This window comes from Azospirillum sp. TSH100 (genome assembly GCF_004923295.1).
Lineage (GTDB): Bacteria > Pseudomonadota > Alphaproteobacteria > Azospirillales > Azospirillaceae > Azospirillum.
Genome location: NZ_CP039634.1, coordinates 860,065 through 873,774, shown reverse-complemented (window position 1 = coordinate 873,774; position 13,710 = coordinate 860,065). Strand labels below are relative to the sequence as shown.

At 67.6% G+C, this 13,710-nt stretch carries 15 protein-coding genes and 1 tRNA gene; 8 read left to right on the top strand and 8 right to left on the bottom strand.

Translation table 11 applies throughout. The features are described 5' to 3' along the window. Window positions 1-44 precede the first annotated feature (44 nt). Window positions 45-758: a GNAT family N-acetyltransferase gene (locus tag E6C72_RS04185; protein ID WP_109085095.1), complete on the bottom strand. Its 714-nt coding sequence runs from the start codon at window positions 756-758 to the stop codon at window positions 45-47. Window positions 759-1,216: 458 nt separating this feature from the next. On the opposite strand from E6C72_RS04185, the gene apaG reads away from it, so the two are divergent. From apaG to ybaK, 3 genes are all read left to right on the top strand, one after another. Next, window positions 1,217-1,609 carry a Co2+/Mg2+ efflux protein ApaG gene (gene apaG / locus E6C72_RS04180; RefSeq protein WP_109085096.1) on the top strand — a complete coding sequence of 131 codons (393 nt, stop codon included), beginning with the start codon at window positions 1,217-1,219 and terminating at the stop codon, window positions 1,607-1,609. Between the two features lie 448 nt (window positions 1,610-2,057). Then, window positions 2,058-2,684, top strand: coding sequence for a GTP cyclohydrolase I FolE (gene folE / locus E6C72_RS04175; RefSeq protein WP_199228716.1), 627 nt, complete (start codon window positions 2,058-2,060; stop codon window positions 2,682-2,684). 74 nt (window positions 2,685-2,758) lie between these two features. Next, window positions 2,759-3,241 (top strand): Cys-tRNA(Pro) deacylase, encoded by a 483-nt coding sequence (gene ybaK, locus E6C72_RS04170; RefSeq protein ID WP_109085097.1) that lies wholly within the window; start codon window positions 2,759-2,761, stop codon window positions 3,239-3,241. Window positions 3,242-3,269: 28 nt separating this feature from the next. Here the strand turns inward: ybaK and E6C72_RS04165 are convergent. Both E6C72_RS04165 and E6C72_RS04160 read right to left on the bottom strand, forming a co-directional pair. After that, window positions 3,270-3,346 (bottom strand) — tRNA-Arg (locus E6C72_RS04165). Window positions 3,347-3,418: 72 nt separating this feature from the next. Beyond that, window positions 3,419-4,144 carry a molybdopterin-dependent oxidoreductase gene (locus tag E6C72_RS04160; protein ID WP_199228715.1) on the bottom strand — a complete coding sequence of 242 codons (726 nt, stop codon included), beginning with the start codon at window positions 4,142-4,144 and terminating at the stop codon, window positions 3,419-3,421. 225 nt (window positions 4,145-4,369) lie between these two features. Between E6C72_RS04160 and E6C72_RS04155 the strand changes: the two genes are divergently transcribed. Then, window positions 4,370-6,730, top strand: coding sequence for a mechanosensitive ion channel domain-containing protein (locus E6C72_RS04155; protein ID WP_109085098.1), 2,361 nt, complete (start codon window positions 4,370-4,372; stop codon window positions 6,728-6,730). 127 nt (window positions 6,731-6,857) lie between these two features. Next, the gene (locus E6C72_RS04150; RefSeq protein ID WP_109085099.1) at window positions 6,858-7,343 is read left to right on the top strand and encodes a low affinity iron permease family protein; all 486 of its coding nucleotides are present in this window, start codon (window positions 6,858-6,860) and stop codon (window positions 7,341-7,343) included. A 7-nt stretch (window positions 7,344-7,350) separates the two neighbouring features. On the opposite strand, the gene E6C72_RS04145 is transcribed toward E6C72_RS04150, so the two are convergent. Then, a complete protein-coding gene (locus tag E6C72_RS04145; protein ID WP_247882080.1) occupies window positions 7,351-7,797 on the bottom strand; it encodes a DUF2244 domain-containing protein in 447 nt (148 codons plus the stop codon). Between the two features lie 227 nt (window positions 7,798-8,024). Continuing rightward, the gene (locus E6C72_RS04140) at window positions 8,025-8,501 is read right to left on the bottom strand and encodes a hypothetical protein (RefSeq protein ID WP_109085101.1); all 477 of its coding nucleotides are present in this window, start codon (window positions 8,499-8,501) and stop codon (window positions 8,025-8,027) included. A 306-nt stretch (window positions 8,502-8,807) separates the two neighbouring features. On the opposite strand from E6C72_RS04140, the gene nth reads away from it, so the two are divergent. Next, window positions 8,808-9,443 carry an endonuclease III gene (gene nth / locus E6C72_RS04135; protein WP_109085136.1) on the top strand — a complete coding sequence of 212 codons (636 nt, stop codon included), beginning with the start codon at window positions 8,808-8,810 and terminating at the stop codon, window positions 9,441-9,443. A 91-nt stretch (window positions 9,444-9,534) separates the two neighbouring features. On the opposite strand, the gene E6C72_RS04130 is transcribed toward nth, so the two are convergent. Together E6C72_RS04130 and E6C72_RS04125 are read right to left on the bottom strand one after the other, a co-directional pair. Next, window positions 9,535-10,413 carry a polymer-forming cytoskeletal protein gene (locus E6C72_RS04130; RefSeq protein WP_109085102.1) on the bottom strand — a complete coding sequence of 293 codons (879 nt, stop codon included), beginning with the start codon at window positions 10,411-10,413 and terminating at the stop codon, window positions 9,535-9,537. Window positions 10,414-10,549: 136 nt separating this feature from the next. After that, complete coding sequence (locus E6C72_RS04125; RefSeq protein ID WP_109085103.1) at window positions 10,550-11,245, bottom strand: EI24 domain-containing protein; 696 nt, start codon at window positions 11,243-11,245, stop codon at window positions 10,550-10,552. Between the two features lie 198 nt (window positions 11,246-11,443). On the opposite strand from E6C72_RS04125, the gene E6C72_RS04120 reads away from it, so the two are divergent. Next, window positions 11,444-12,454 carry an adenosine kinase gene (locus E6C72_RS04120; protein WP_109085104.1) on the top strand — a complete coding sequence of 337 codons (1,011 nt, stop codon included), beginning with the start codon at window positions 11,444-11,446 and terminating at the stop codon, window positions 12,452-12,454. A 106-nt stretch (window positions 12,455-12,560) separates the two neighbouring features. Here the strand turns inward: E6C72_RS04120 and E6C72_RS04115 are convergent, their stop codons facing one another. Then, on the bottom strand, window positions 12,561-13,040 hold the full coding sequence (locus E6C72_RS04115) for a hypothetical protein (protein ID WP_109085105.1): 480 nt from the start codon (window positions 13,038-13,040) through the stop codon (window positions 12,561-12,563). A gap of 98 nt (window positions 13,041-13,138) precedes the next feature. Here E6C72_RS04115 and E6C72_RS04110 point away from each other — a divergent pair, with 98 nt between their 5' ends. Then, complete coding sequence (locus tag E6C72_RS04110; protein WP_247875598.1) at window positions 13,139-13,672, top strand: coiled-coil domain-containing protein 30; 534 nt, start codon at window positions 13,139-13,141, stop codon at window positions 13,670-13,672. The last annotated feature ends 38 nt before the right edge of the window (window positions 13,673-13,710 follow it).

Genomic DNA, 13,710 nt, shown 5'->3' with positions numbered 1-13,710 from the left:
CCCACCCATGTTTGCAGAACTGTGGTTCCCGCAATCGATAATCGTCACGCTGCCCCGGCCTGGAGGCCGTCGCGCCAGAACCAGTCGGTCCGGCGCACCCGGTCAGTCCAAAGTCGCTCCGCCGCCGTCCGGCTGAACAGGGCGCTGAAAGGGACGGGGGTGTCTCCCGCCAGGATCGGGGCATTGCCGGCCGCGCCGGTCAGCGCCGGGGCCAGAACCGGCGTGGCTCCGATGGCTGCATCCAGCGCGTCGGCCTGTTCCGGCTTGCCGATCATGCCGGCGGCGGCGGCCAGCGAGCCTTCGACCAGCTCCAGCCCCAGCAGCCGGTTCATGTCGACCGGGCCCGGCATCTCCATGCCCAGCGTAAGGGCGCGGGAGAAGCCGAACCGCTCGTAATAGGGAGCGTCGCCGACCAGGATCACCGACTTGTGACCCAGCGCCACCGCCTTGTTCAGGCTCATCCGGATCAGCTTGCTGCCGAGCCCGCTGCCCTGGAGATGGGCGGCGACCGCGATGGGGCCGAGCAGGATGGACGGGGTGGCGCCACCGACCAGGATCGGCCAATAGCGGATGGTGCCAACCACCACCTCGTGCCCATGCTCGTCATGCTCGATGGCGACGAGGTTCAGGGCGGCGATGGAGTCGACGCCGTCGCGCAGCCGGTAGGCGGTCTTGGCGAAGCGGTCCGGACCGAAGGAGGCGTCCAGCAGGGCTTCGATGGCGGCGGCGTGCTTCGGCTCTTCGACGGTGATGATCATCAGGTGGGGCTCCCGGCGGGAAGAAGGTCTTCTCAGAAGGCTTCTGAAGGGCGGATCGCGCCGCCGCCGGAAGGCCGGGGGTGTCAGGTCCCCGATGTGCCTTTGGCGTCCGCACGCGACCCAAGGACGGCCGCAACCGCGATGCGCGGTGCGAGGCTCCGTCGTCGGATGCGAAGGGCGTGCGGACGAGACATGGACAAGGCTCTTCGGCCGTTGCTGGGACTTGCGCATATATCATCGTCGTCCCCCCGTCGCAAGACCATCGAGACCCGAGGACTGTGCATGACTGTATCCATCTCGGTGCGGGCTCAATGGGTGGATGTCGCAGGATTGTCAGGGCCGGTTCTGGACAGTGCGGAGGGGGGACTTTATTCTAAGGCCAACCGCCGCCCGGCCACCCGGAGTCCCCCAGCCGCCGGCCCGTTTTCCGGCCGGCGCCGTTCATCGGATCGTCTGCCATGTACACCGCCGTAACCCACGACATCCGCGTCACCGTCCAGCCCGTGTTCCTGGAAGACCAGTCCTCGCCAGCCGAGGGGCGTTTCGTCTGGGCCTATCATGTCCGCATCGAGAATGAGGGCAAGGAAACGGTGCAATTGCGCACCCGCCACTGGCGCATCACCGACGCCATGGGCCGCCTGCAGGAGGTGAGGGGGCCCGGCGTTGTCGGCGAACAGCCGGTTCTGGAGCCCGGCGACCATTTCGAATACACCAGCGGCACCCCGCTCGGCACGCCGTCCGGCATCATGACCGGCACCTATGGCATGGAAGGGCAGGACGGCCGGGCCTTCGACGTGACGATCCCGGCCTTTTCGCTCGACAGCCCGCATCAGCCGATGCAGCTGAACTGATTGGCAAATCCGAGCGCAGGCGAACAATACGCGGGCAAATAATACAATAGAATGTGTGTGGATATTGGAAGAAATTAACACGCGGCTTTGACAATCCGCATTGCTGCCCTTACTTTGTTCTCAGCTTGAAGGCCATTGGCCGGGCCCTATCTAGGGACTTCCGAATGGCGCCCGGCGACAGAAACCGGGCGGAAACGGGAAGGCGGACGCTGCCATTCCGTTTATAGATAGCTCATTTTCGTCTTACGAGCCGTTCGGTTGATCCGCCGAGGCAACGGCTGCGTACTGACGCTAGACACGAGTGACGCCAGACACGATGGGCGTGTTGCGCGATAGCCGTCGGTCCGGTGTCCGGCGGTCCACGCAGGGTGTTTTTCCCAGTTATGGAAAGGATGTTCCCGTGACGGCTACCAAGACCCCGCACGCCAAGCCTCCGGTGGTCGACAACGTGCTCCGCGGCCCCGGCCTGTCCCGGACGGACGCCGCCGCCCGCCCGTCCCGCGCCGAGGCGGAGGAGGCGGTGCGCACCCTGATCCGCTGGGCCGGCGACGACCCGTCGCGCGAAGGGCTCGTCGGCACGCCGGACCGCGTCGTCCGCTCCTATGAGGAATTCTTCGCCGGCTATGGCATCGATCCGGTCGAGATTCTGTCGCGCACCTTCGAGGAGACCGACGGTTACGACGAGATGGTCGTGCTGCGCGACATCCGGGTGGAGTCCTATTGCGAGCACCACATGGTGCCGATCATCGGCAAGGCCCATGTCGCCTATCTGCCGCGCCGCCGCGTCGTCGGCATCTCCAAGCTGGCGCGCCTCGTCGAGGCTTACGGCAAGCGTCTGCAAATCCAGGAGAAGATGACGGCGCAGATCGCCAACACCATCGACGAGGTCCTCCAACCCGAGGGCGTTGCCGTGGTGGTCGAGGCGCAACACCAGTGCATGACCACCCGCGGCGTCCACAAGACGGGCGTCACCATGGTGACCAGCCGCATGCTGGGGGCCTTCCGCACCGACCCGTCGACCCGCCGCGAATTCCTCACGATGATCGGCAACCCGTCCTCGCGCGGCGGGGAGTGAGGTCCGCAGGGCTTTACACCCATTGCCCCGCCTGCCAAGCTCCCGCCGCTATTTCTTGGTGAGCGGTGTGGAGCATGGCGGCGAAAGTAACACCGGCGGTCAATGCGGCGAAGGCGGCGGGCGTCTCCTTCCGGCTGATGGAGTACGAGTACGACCCGTCGGCCGACGCCATCGGCCTGCACGCGGCTGAATCGCTCGGGCTCGATCCCGCCATCGTCTACAAGACCCTGATCGTCCAGCTGGAGCCCAAGGCGCTGGCCTGCGCCGTCATTCCGGTCGCGGCCAAGCTGGATTTGAAGGCCATCGCCGCGGCGGCCAAGGCGAAGAAGGCCGATCTGGCCGACCCGGCGCTGGCGGAAAAGACCACCGGCTTCCTGGTCGGCGGAATCAGCCCGCTGGGCCAGAAGAGGGCGCTGCCGACCTTCATCGACGCGAGCGCCGAGGCGCTGCCGGAAATGGTGGTGAATGGTGGTCGGCGCGGCTTGCAGATCGTGCTGGCGCCCGCCGATCTGGCCAAGGCGACGAGGGCGACAGTCTGTGCCATCGTCGCGCATTGAAGGCCGCGCACGGAAACCGGAATGCTGGTGGTGACCCCGGCAGGACTCGAACCTGCTGCCTCAAGTTTAGGAAACTCGCGCTCTATCCTGATGAGCTACGGGGCCACTTGCGCCGCACCTTAACGGTTTCGCCGGCAAGGTGAAAGTGGCTTTTGGTGAATGTGCCGCTTCACCGTATCAGTCGGAATAGCGCTCCTCCAGCCAAGGATCGGCGTGGTTGTTGTAGCCGCGGACCTCCCAATAGCCTTTGCGGTCGCCGGCCAGAAGCTCGATCCGCTTCACCCACTTGGCGCTCTTCCAGAGATACAGCTTGGGCAGGATGATCCGTACCGGTCCCCCATGGTCGCGGCTGATCGGCTGGCCTTCCCAATTGGTGGCGAGCAGCACGCCGTCGTCATCGAAGTCCGACAGGGCGACGTTGGTGGTGTAGCCGTCGAAGGAATGGAAGACGACGAAGCGCGCCTCCGGCTTCGGCTGGGCCAGTTCCAGCAGGCGGCGGGCGCTGACGCCCTCCCACCGGTTGTCGTAGCGCGACCAGGTGGTGACGCAGTGGATGTCGGAGACGAAGCTCTCCTGCGGCTGGGCCTGGAAATCCTGCCAGCTCCAGGACAGCGGGTTTTCCACCAGCCCGTCGACGGTCAGCGTCCAGTTGGCGGTCGTCACCTTCGGCGTGATGCCGAGGTCCAGCACCGGCCAGTCGGTCACCAGACGCTGGCCGGGCGGCAGACGCTCGCGCGCCGGGTCGGCGGCATGGCCTGTCAACGCGCGGCCGTCGCGCGCCCACTGCTCCTTGGTGGCGACCAGCTTGTCGCGGACGGCCCCCTCCTGCTCTACCTTCTGGCCCGGCTCGAGCCCGGTGGTCCTGTCCGCATCCTTGTCCGGCATGGGGGGTGTGTCGTTCATGGCTCGTCCTTTTCTCCGATTCCGGCTCTTCCAGCATGGGTCCCGCTTAAAAAAGGAACAGACAGTCGGGTTGGCAAGCGGAAGCGGGAGAACTAACTTCCCGAAACCCGGCATACTGGAGCCCCGGCTTATTAGAGCCACAGTTCCACGCCAGGGTGCCGGCCGGCCGTTTTCCGCCGACCCCGTTTTCGCCGCCATCTCCGAGACCACCCGAGTGATTTGCCGATGATCCGGTCCGCAGCGCCCGCCGCATCCCCGTTCGCACGCGCTTGGCGTTTGTTCCTGTCCGGCGGCCTCGCCGTCCTGCTTCTCGCGGTTCTGCTCGCCGGGGCGGGGGCGCAGGCGCTCGCCGCTTCGCCTGCTCCCGCCGCCGCTCCGGCCCCGACAGCCGGTGCTCCCGCCCCCGCCGCTCCCGTGGTGGTGGACGAGGCGACGTTGCAGCAGCTGGAGGCGCTCGTCGGCACGCTGGAGAATCAGGATGCACGCACCCAGCTGGTCACCCAGCTGCGCAACCTGATCACCGCCCAGCGTGGACTTGCCCAGGCCAAGGAGGCGGAGGGCGAGTCTGCGCTGCCGCAGACCATCGGCGCCCGCGCCCTGGCCTTCCTGGCGGCGCGGATGGACGTGGTCAGCCGCCAGCTGGTGCAGGTCGCCAACGTCTTCTCCGATCTGCCGGGGGCGCTGTCCTGGGTGCAGCGGCAGGCGCAGGACGACACCGCCCGCGAACGCTGGGTTCAGATCGCCATCCAGTTGTCGCTGATCCTCGGCATCGGTGCGGTGGCCGCGCGCGGCATCGGCTGGCTGCTCGGCCGTCCGCGCCAGGCGCTCGCTGCCCGCCATGTCGGCTCCGCCCTGCTGCGCATCCCCATGCTGCTGGGCCGGGCGGTGCTGGAACTGGCGCCGATCCTCGGCTTCATCGTCGTCGCCTACACGATCCTGTCGGTGACCGAGCCGGCGCCGCGCGTGCGGCTGGTGGCGCTGGCGGTGGTGAACGCCACCGTCATCACCCAGGCGCTGCTGATCCTGGTGCGCATGCTGTTCGCGCCCGACGCCCCCAACCTGCGCATGGTCCACACCAGCGAGGCCGGGGCGAGGCGCTGCTACATCTGGTCGCGCCGGCTGATCGCGGTCGCGGTCTACGGCTATTTCGTCGCGGAGGGGGCCTATGTGCTGGGCCTGCCGCTGGGCGCCTACGGCGCGCTGCTGAAGCTGCTGGGCGTGGTGATCGCCGGCATGCTGATCGCGCTGATCCTGCAGAACCGGGTCGGCGTCGCCGACTGGATGCGCGGCAACCCGCTGTCGGGCGACGGAGATCCGCTGGCGACCGCCCGGCGCGAAGCGGAAGGGCAGGGGGCGGTCCTGCGCACCGCGCGCCGCCGCTTCGCCGAGATCTGGCATGTGCTGGCCATCCTCTATGTCGTGGTGACGCTGGGCGTCTGGGTGCTGAACGTCTATGGCGGGTTCGAGTATCTCGCCCGCGGCACCGCGGTGACCATGGTGGCGGTGGTGGTGGCGCGGCTGCTGGTGACCGGGCTGAACCGGACCCTGCGCCGCGGCCTGACCATGAACCGTGAGCTGGCCGGCAACCTGCCGCAGCTGCACACCCGCGCCTTCCACTATCTCCCCATCGTCCAGCGCATCGGCAAGATCGTCATATGGCTGGTGGCGCTGGGGGCCGCGCTGAACGGCTGGGGCATCGACACGCTGGGGTTGGTCGAATCCGCCGCCGGCCGCCGCATCGTCGGCAGCGCCATCTCCATCGGCCTGCTGCTGGCCGGCGCCATCGTCGCCTGGGAGGTGGTAAGCGCGCTGATCGAGCATTTCCTGCGCACCACCGACCGCAACGGCACCCGCATCGAACGCAGCGCCCGCATGCGCACGCTGCTGCCGCTGCTGCGCAACGCCTTCCTGATCCTGCTGGTGACGATGGTGTCGCTGATCACCCTGTCGGAGCTGGGCGTCAACATCGCTCCGTTGCTGGCCGGTGCCGGTGTCGTCGGTCTGGCCATCGGTTTCGGATCGCAGACGCTGGTCAAGGACATCATCACCGGCCTGTTCATCCTGTTCGAGGACACGGTGTCGGTCGGCGACGTGGTCGATGTCGGCGGCGGCCATTCCGGCACGGTGGAGGCGATCTCGATCCGCTCCATCCGCCTGCGCGACGGGGCGGGTGCGGTCCATTCCGTGCCCTTCAGCGCGGTCACCACCGTGAAGAACATGAGCAAGGACTTCTCGGTCACCGCCTTCAACGTCACGGTGTCGAACCGCGAGGATCCCGACCGCATCATCGCCGTCCTCAAGGAGACGGGGGCCGAGGTGCAGGCCCAGCCGCAGTTCGCCGCCGACATCCTGACTCCGCTGGAGGTGCTGGGCGTTGACAAGCTGTCCGACACCGGCATCATCATCCTGGCCCAGTTCAAGACACGCCCGACCCGCCAGTGGGGGGTCAGCCGCGAGTTCAACCGCTTGCTGAAGAAGAAGTTCGACGAGTTGGGCATCGCCATGCCGACCCAGTCGATGCAGCTGGTCGTCGGCCAGAACCCGCAAGACCGCGCGCTTGCGGAAGCGCTTAGCCAGGGATCGTAAGGGCGGGGGGCGTGACCGCCAGGGTTGCTGCCCATAAGCACAGGCTCCGGCATTTCAGACAGGGAACCGCTCGGCTTTGCCGGGCGTTTTCCTTATGTACGTCCGATAAGCCGGAGCCTGCCGCAGAATGGTCAGCGATGCCTTTTCCCGTTTCGCCCGCTGGATGGAGCGTCAGTCCGGCCGGCCGGGCGCCTTCGTCACCGCCTTCGCGGTCGTGCTGGTCTGGGGCCTGACCGGGCCGTTGTTCCACTTCTCCGACACGTGGCAGTTGGTGATCAACACCGGCACCACCATCGTCACCTTCCTGATGGTGTTCATCATCCAGAACGCCCAGAACCGCGACACCCAGGCGATCCACCTGAAGCTGGACGAGCTGATCCGCGCCAGTCATTCCGCCCGCAACGGAATGATCGACGTGGAGGAGATGCCGGAAACCGAGCTGGCGAAGGTGAAGCGCAGCTTCGAACATCTCGCGAAAACGGCCGAGTGCCTGGACCACCGCATCGACGAGAAGGTGGAACGCGCGGTCGAACGTGAAGTAGAGCGCGAGGTGGATGAGGAGCTGGAAGAACGCGGCCTGCCCGACCCGGCCGATCGGCTCCAGGGCCGGTAGGACGGCCTTATCCGGCCGGTGCCGGCGGGCAGGGTGGGCGGTGGCCGGTCGGGCGGCGCCAAGCGCACAACGCATCGTCCAGGGCGCGGGCGAAGCTGGACCGTTCGTCCGGCGACAGGAAGGACCCGACCCCCACCGACTTGCCGTGCGAACTCAGCGTCACCTGCCCGGCGGTGCCCCGGCGGTCGTGGTCGGCCGGCTCGTTGTGGGTGATCCGCAGCCAATAGGGGTTGAAGGACCAGCGCCGCTCAGGCGCCTTCCAATGGACCCGCTGCACCGTCAGTGCGGTTTCGGTCAGCCGCACCCGCTCATACTGGCGGGCGGAGCGGTAGCTGACACGGAAGGCCAGCCACAACGCCAGCACGTCCAGCCCGCAGAAGGGCACCACCGGCCAGGCGCCATGGGCGACGAAGATGCCGGCGACGATCAGGTTCATCACAACGACCACCGCCATGAGAACGCGAAAGCCGTTCCGGCCCAGACTACGGTGTGGATGGAGGATGGCATCGAAGAACACACGCACCGACCCGCTTCCGCCGCTGCTTTCCGCGGAGAAGGGATGGTCATCGGGCCTCCGGTCAACCGGCCGGGAGCCGTCGGATTGCGGGCCGCTGATGTCGATGGGCATGGCGGCCATCCTAACCCAGTGCCGCCCGGCAAAAAACCGTGAGGTAGGCGGGGTTATGCCGCCTTCGACACCAGCGGCACCAGACCACCGTTCAGCACCCAGGCCATGGCACTGTCCATTCCGGCGAATTCGGCGGCCGGTCCGCCTTCAAGCTCTCCGGCCAACTTGCTGCCGGCATGGAGAACCTCGGCCAGGACGAAGATCCGCGCCTGATCGTCGATCCCGGCGGCGATCATCACCTCCGCCATCACCGAAGCCCAATCCCAATTGGTCATCACCACGGCACAACGCAGTTGCCCGCACCGCCGGGCCAGCCTCATCAGGGCGACAACGATTTCCGGGCGGAACCCGTCGGCCTCGAACCGGTCCAACTCGACAAGACCGCTCCACGGGATGCCGCGGGCACCCAGAGCGGTGCACTGCGCTTCCACCTGCCGGGCGACGGCGTTGCGCTGCTCAAGCGACAGGGTGCCCTGCAACCGGACATGCAGTCCCCAGTCCTTCAGTTCCACAAGATAAGACGCAGTCATATCAAGATACCCTTATCCGATTGGAATGCCACAACCAGGGTGATCCATGGTTCATTTACAGGCGTTCAACCGGTGTCTTGGCAGTCAGCAAATCATACGCCACCACCGAAGAGGCGGGAAAGTGGTATTCCTGCGACCAATTCTGTTGGAATACCGTCACTTATTCCAAATTTTGTCGCAATTTGCGACGCAACGCTGCAGTTTGGTTTGCCGTTTGCGGCAGGAGTCTGCCCCATTGTGCCGGTCCACATCACCGGCTGTTCCGCCTCTGGCGCAAGCACGGCCCTTGCAGCTATGGTGGCGGTCATGAAGCCCGCTGCCGTCCAGGAATTCTTCCGCCGCCTGTCCGCCGCCAACCCGGAGCCCCGGAGCGAGCTGGACTACGTCAATCCTTACACGCTGCTGGTCGCCGTGGTGCTGTCGGCCCAGGCCACCGATGTCGGCGTGAACAAGGCCACCGGTCCGCTGTTCCAGGTCGTCACCACGCCCCGGCAGATGGTGGCACTGGGCGAGGAGGGGCTGCGCGGCTACATCAAGACCATCGGCCTGTTCAACACCAAGGCCAAGAACGTCATCCGCCTGTCGGAACTGCTGATCGAGCGCCATGGCGGCGAGGTGCCGCGCGACCGCGAGGCGCTGGAGGAGCTTCCCGGCGTCGGTCGCAAGACCGCCAACGTCGTCCTGAACGTCGCCTTCGGCGAGGAAACCATCGCGGTCGATACCCACATCTTCCGCGTCGGCAACCGCACCGGGCTCGCCCCCGGCAAGACACCGGACGCGGTGGAGGCGAAGCTGCTGAAGGTGGTGCCGAAATTCTACCGCGGTCACGCCCACCACTGGCTGATCCTGCACGGCCGCTATGTCTGCAAGGCGCGCAAGCCCGATTGCCCGGTCTGCCCGGTCGCCGACCTTTGCGCCTTCAAGGACAAGATCATCGCCTGAGTCAGGTCAGGCTTGGACCGGAACGCGAAAACGCCCGGCTGGCTGTCGCCATGCCGGGCGTTTTCGCATTTTTGCCGATCGACGGCGGCGGTCAGACGGTCTCGGTCGCCGGGACCTGCTCGACGACGGGAGCCGGCGCGGCCTGGACAGGAGCGGCGGCCGTCTTGGCGCTGTAGAGCTGAATGTCGCCGACCAGCTGGCCGCCAGCATCCACCGCCAGTTCGCCATAGCGGATCGATCCGGTGATCTTGCCGGTGGACCGCACGGTCAGGCGGCCACGGACGGCGATGTCGCCTTCGAAACGGCCGGCGATGTCGGCCTCCTCGATGTCGACCGACCCTTTGAACAGGCCGCTCTCGGCGATCTCGACCAGCCGGCCTTCACGCAGCTTGGCCTCGACCGTGCCTTCGACCACCAGCACGTCGCAGGAGCCGATCTCGCCGGTCAGCGAGATGTCGCGGCCGACGGTCAGCCGCCGCTGCTCGGGCATGGCCGGAGCGATCGGGGCCGGGGCAGCCGGAGCCTGTGCCACCGGAGCGGCCGCCGGGGTGGCGACGGGGATCGACGGCTGGCGCGGGGCCGAGCCCGGCATGTCGACGACACGGCGCGGCACGTCGGTCTTGAAGCCGGCACCCGGCACGGACGGCGCGGACGGGGGCTTGGGAATGCTGTTCATGTCGGGTCCCTTCGAGGCGGAAGGCAGGTCGGGATAGGCCGGAGCGGCTTGCTGCGTGTCGGCCAGGGCGTGGGCCATGCTGGGGGCGGCGGCTCCGGCAGCGACAGCGGTGGTCGGGGCGGAAGCCGGAGCGGGCGTTCCCGGGCCCGGCGGCTGTGCCGGAGTGTTGAGGGAGGCGAGCGGCGACGACACGGCGCCGGGCTCGCCCGGGGTGTACGGACGGACACCCGGCTGCGGCGGGACGGGGCTGTCGGCCTTGGGAGCGGCGGGCGGTGTCTTTCGTCCGAACAGCATGAGCGGTTCCCCCAATCTGGACATGCGGGTGGCGGGATGGCCTGGAAGTCGAGAGGCCCGGTGCCGGAGGCGCACCGCCGGTTAGGCGGTCGCCGCGGCCGGTGTCCGGGCGGGCGACGGTTTGCAGCCGTGCCGCCTAGCGGCGTATCACGGTCGTCCGGCCTGCTGCAAGGGGCGCCGACATGGACTGTAGGACATGAACCATGAAGGCGCTGGCGACGACCGGGACCAGCAAATTGACGAAGGGGATTGTCGAAAGAAAGGCAATGACGACCCCGGCCAAAAAAGGTTTCAGCGGGGTGGCACGGCGCATCATCCGGGCGGTGGCACGGTCCATCCGCCGGTGTGCGACCATCTCGAAATACTCCCGCCCCAGCAGATAACCGTTGATGGTGTAGAAGACGATCAGATTCAGGCCCGGCGCGAAGATGTAGACCGGCAGGGCCAGCAGGTTGACCGCCAGCACCAGCAGCAGGAAGCGCAGTGCGGTCGCCAGTTCCTCCAGCCAGCCGGCATGGCGCGGGGCGGGCAGGGCGGGGTAATGACGGGCCTCGACCCGCTCCACCACCTCGTCCAGGAAGAAGCTCGATACCGTGCCGACGGTGGCCGGGAACAGCAGCCACGCCAGCACCAGCACCCCCAACCCACCCAACACGTCGATGGTGGCGTCGACCCAGCCATAGCCGGTCAGCGGCGTCGCTGACAGCGCCCATGACGCGGCGGCGGCCAGCAGGACATAGGCGATCAGCGAGACGAACACCCCGATCCACACCACCCGGCGCACGCGCGGGTCGGACAGCTGGGCGAAGGCAAGCAGAAGGGCGCGGATCATCGGCGGTCCGTAAGGCGGTGGGGAATGGACGCACAACCGCCCGCATATCTACGGTGGCCGGGCGCCGGGTTCCAGCCCCGGTCGCGCTATTTCGCCTCTCCATGGGTGGCGGGCCGGGGCCGCGCTTGTGATGCGGGCGGCGGCGGCTATACTCGCGCCGCAACATCACCTTCACCGTACGACCTGTCAGGAGAGCCAATGACCACGTCCACCCACGATGCCGCCTACGACGTCACCGGCATCGGCAATGCCATCGTGGACGTGATCGCCCACGCCGACGACGCCTTCCTCGCCGCCAACAGCATCGAGAAGGGGGCGATGACGCTGATCGACGCCGCCCGCGCCGAGGAGCTGTATGGCCGCATGGGGCCGGGCGTCGAGGTCTCCGGCGGCTCGGCCGGCAACACCATGGCGGGCATCGCCATGCTGGGCGGGCGCGGCGCCTATATCGGCAAGGTCGCCAAGGACCAGCTGGGCGACGTGTTCCGCCACGACATCCGCGCAGCCGGTGTCGCCTTCGACAGCGCGCCGCTGCTGGGCGGGGCGCCGACCGCCCGCTGCCTTATCCTCGTCACGCCGGATGCCCAGCGCTCGATGAACACCTATCTCGGCGCCTGCGTCGAGCTGGGACCGGAGGACATCGACGAGGCGCTGATCGCCGGCTCGCAGGTCACTTATCTGGAAGGCTATCTGTGGGACCCGCCCCGCGCCAAGGAGGCCTTCCGCAAGGCGGCGGAGATCGCGCACGCCGCCGGCCGAAAGGTGTCGCTGTCGCTGTCCGACAGCTTCTGCGTCCACCGCCACCATGCCGAGTTCGTCGATCTGGTGGAACGCCATGTCGACATCCTGTTCGCCAACGAACATGAGATCGGCGCCCTCTACGGCACCGACAAATTCGAGGACGCGCTGGCGGCGGTGAAACGGCTGGGCAAGACCGCGGCACTGACCCGCAGCGAGAAGGGCGCCGTCATCGTGTCGGCCGGCGAGGTGGTCGAGGTGGTGGCCGAGCCGGTGGAGCGGGTGGTCGACACCACCGGCGCCGGCGACCTCTATGCCGCCGGCTTCCTGTTCGGCCACACCCGCGGCCTGCCTCCGGCGGTCTGCGGCCGTCTGGGCGCCGTCGCCGCCGCCGAGATCATCAGCCATGTCGGCGCCCGGCCGGAGGTGAACCTGCGCGAGCTGGTCGCTGCGAAGGGCATTGTGGCCTGAAGTAACTCCCCAGGGGCGAACTGCACCTCAGATCGCGAAAACGTTGCCGGCCGCGTTGCATTTTGCAACTGTGGCCGGTTCCGTTTGTGCGGCTTCCGTTTCGGGATCAGTTCAGCTGGTCGTCCACCACCGGCCGTTCCGGCACCGTGATCCTGGCGCAGAGCAGCGCCAGCGCTGTTCCGCTGTCCGGGGCGGCCACCGCCCAGCGCTCCGGCCGGTCCGGCCGCGGGACGGTCAGCAGCCACAGCCGGTCCTTCTCGCCGAAGCGTTCGTTCATCAGCGTGTATTCCCGTGGCCCGTGGCGGCGCAGTTCGTTCAGCCGGGTCTGCAATTCCACCGCCTGGGCGTTGCGCACGGCGATGGTGTCCTCCAGCTGGCGCAGCTCGGTTTCCTGGCGGCGCAGGTCGCGGCGCAGGGAGTCGGTCGTCTGGGTCAGTTCGGTCCTGCCCTGATGCAGCTGCGCCCGCCGGCGCTGCACGGAGGCGATCCGGTTGCCGATCCGCAGGATCGACACGGTGATCCAGCTGAGGCAGGCCATCAGGATCACCATCTCCAGCACGAGCAGCAGCGGCGTCTGCGCGCCCATTGTCCCTCCGCGTTCCCGGCACGCTCCTTGCGTGCTTGCGGCGGCAGTTCAGCAACGGGCGTGCCAACGATTGACGCCGGCGCATCGGGGAGTGAGGGATGATGGAGGCGGTGCGGACGATCCTCGACTCGGCGGTTCCGCTGGTGGCGGCGCTGGCGGTGCTGTGCCATCTGTGCTGGGTCGGCATCCGGCGCAGCTGGGAACGGGTCGCCGGGCTCGACCGGCTGCGCCAGTCGGTGGTTCCGCTCAAGGAACGCCAGCGTGCCGAGGCCGAGGCGCTGGCCGACCTGACCTGCCGGCTGGAGGAAGCGAAGGGCAGGCTGACCGCCGCCGACCAGCGGGTCAACCATCTTCAGCGCCAGATCGACACGCTGGACAAGGAGCCGCCGGTCTTTCTCCACATCCTCGGCACTCCCGGCGGCAACCGGCGTGGCTTCCGGGCGGAGGCGCAGTACGACACCACCGTCGCCGCCGCTGCCCGCGCCGCCGGAAAGCCGGTTAACCCGGCCTGGCGCTATGGAAACCGGGTGGTGGTGCACGCCCTGGATCTTCCGTCCGCCCGCCGCGAGGCGGAGCACGTATTCCCGCACAAGGCCGGCTATCAGGTCTTCTTCCACGCACCTGTATCCTGAGGTCTGTCCGGTCCCGGTCCTAACCCCAAAGGCTGGTG

Bases quoted from the DNA above. Each gene is read 5' to 3' on its own strand.
- E6C72_RS04185 (WP_109085095.1), bottom strand. From the start codon at position 758: ATGATCATCACCGTCGAAGAGCCGAAGCACGCCGCCGCCATCGAAGCC.
- apaG (WP_109085096.1), top strand. From the start codon at position 1,217: ATGTACACCGCCGTAACCCACGACATCCGCGTCACCGTCCAGCCCGTG.
- ybaK (WP_109085097.1), top strand. From the start codon at position 2,759: ATGGCGGCGAAAGTAACACCGGCGGTCAATGCGGCGAAGGCGGCGGGC.
- E6C72_RS04160 (WP_199228715.1), bottom strand. From the start codon at position 4,144: ATGAACGACACACCCCCCATGCCGGACAAGGATGCGGACAGGACCACC.
- E6C72_RS04155 (WP_109085098.1), top strand. From the start codon at position 4,370: ATGATCCGGTCCGCAGCGCCCGCCGCATCCCCGTTCGCACGCGCTTGG.
- E6C72_RS04150 (WP_109085099.1), top strand. From the start codon at position 6,858: ATGGTCAGCGATGCCTTTTCCCGTTTCGCCCGCTGGATGGAGCGTCAG.
- E6C72_RS04145 (WP_247882080.1), bottom strand. From the start codon at position 7,797: ATGGCGGTGGTCGTTGTGATGAACCTGATCGTCGCCGGCATCTTCGTC.
- E6C72_RS04140 (WP_109085101.1), bottom strand. From the start codon at position 8,501: ATGACTGCGTCTTATCTTGTGGAACTGAAGGACTGGGGACTGCATGTC.
- nth (WP_109085136.1), top strand. From the start codon at position 8,808: ATGAAGCCCGCTGCCGTCCAGGAATTCTTCCGCCGCCTGTCCGCCGCC.
- E6C72_RS04130 (WP_109085102.1), bottom strand. From the start codon at position 10,413: ATGCTGTTCGGACGAAAGACACCGCCCGCCGCTCCCAAGGCCGACAGC.
- E6C72_RS04125 (WP_109085103.1), bottom strand. From the start codon at position 11,245: ATGATCCGCGCCCTTCTGCTTGCCTTCGCCCAGCTGTCCGACCCGCGC.
- E6C72_RS04120 (WP_109085104.1), top strand. From the start codon at position 11,444: ATGACCACGTCCACCCACGATGCCGCCTACGACGTCACCGGCATCGGC.
- E6C72_RS04115 (WP_109085105.1), bottom strand. From the start codon at position 13,040: ATGGGCGCGCAGACGCCGCTGCTGCTCGTGCTGGAGATGGTGATCCTG.
- E6C72_RS04110 (WP_247875598.1), top strand. From the start codon at position 13,139: ATGATGGAGGCGGTGCGGACGATCCTCGACTCGGCGGTTCCGCTGGTG.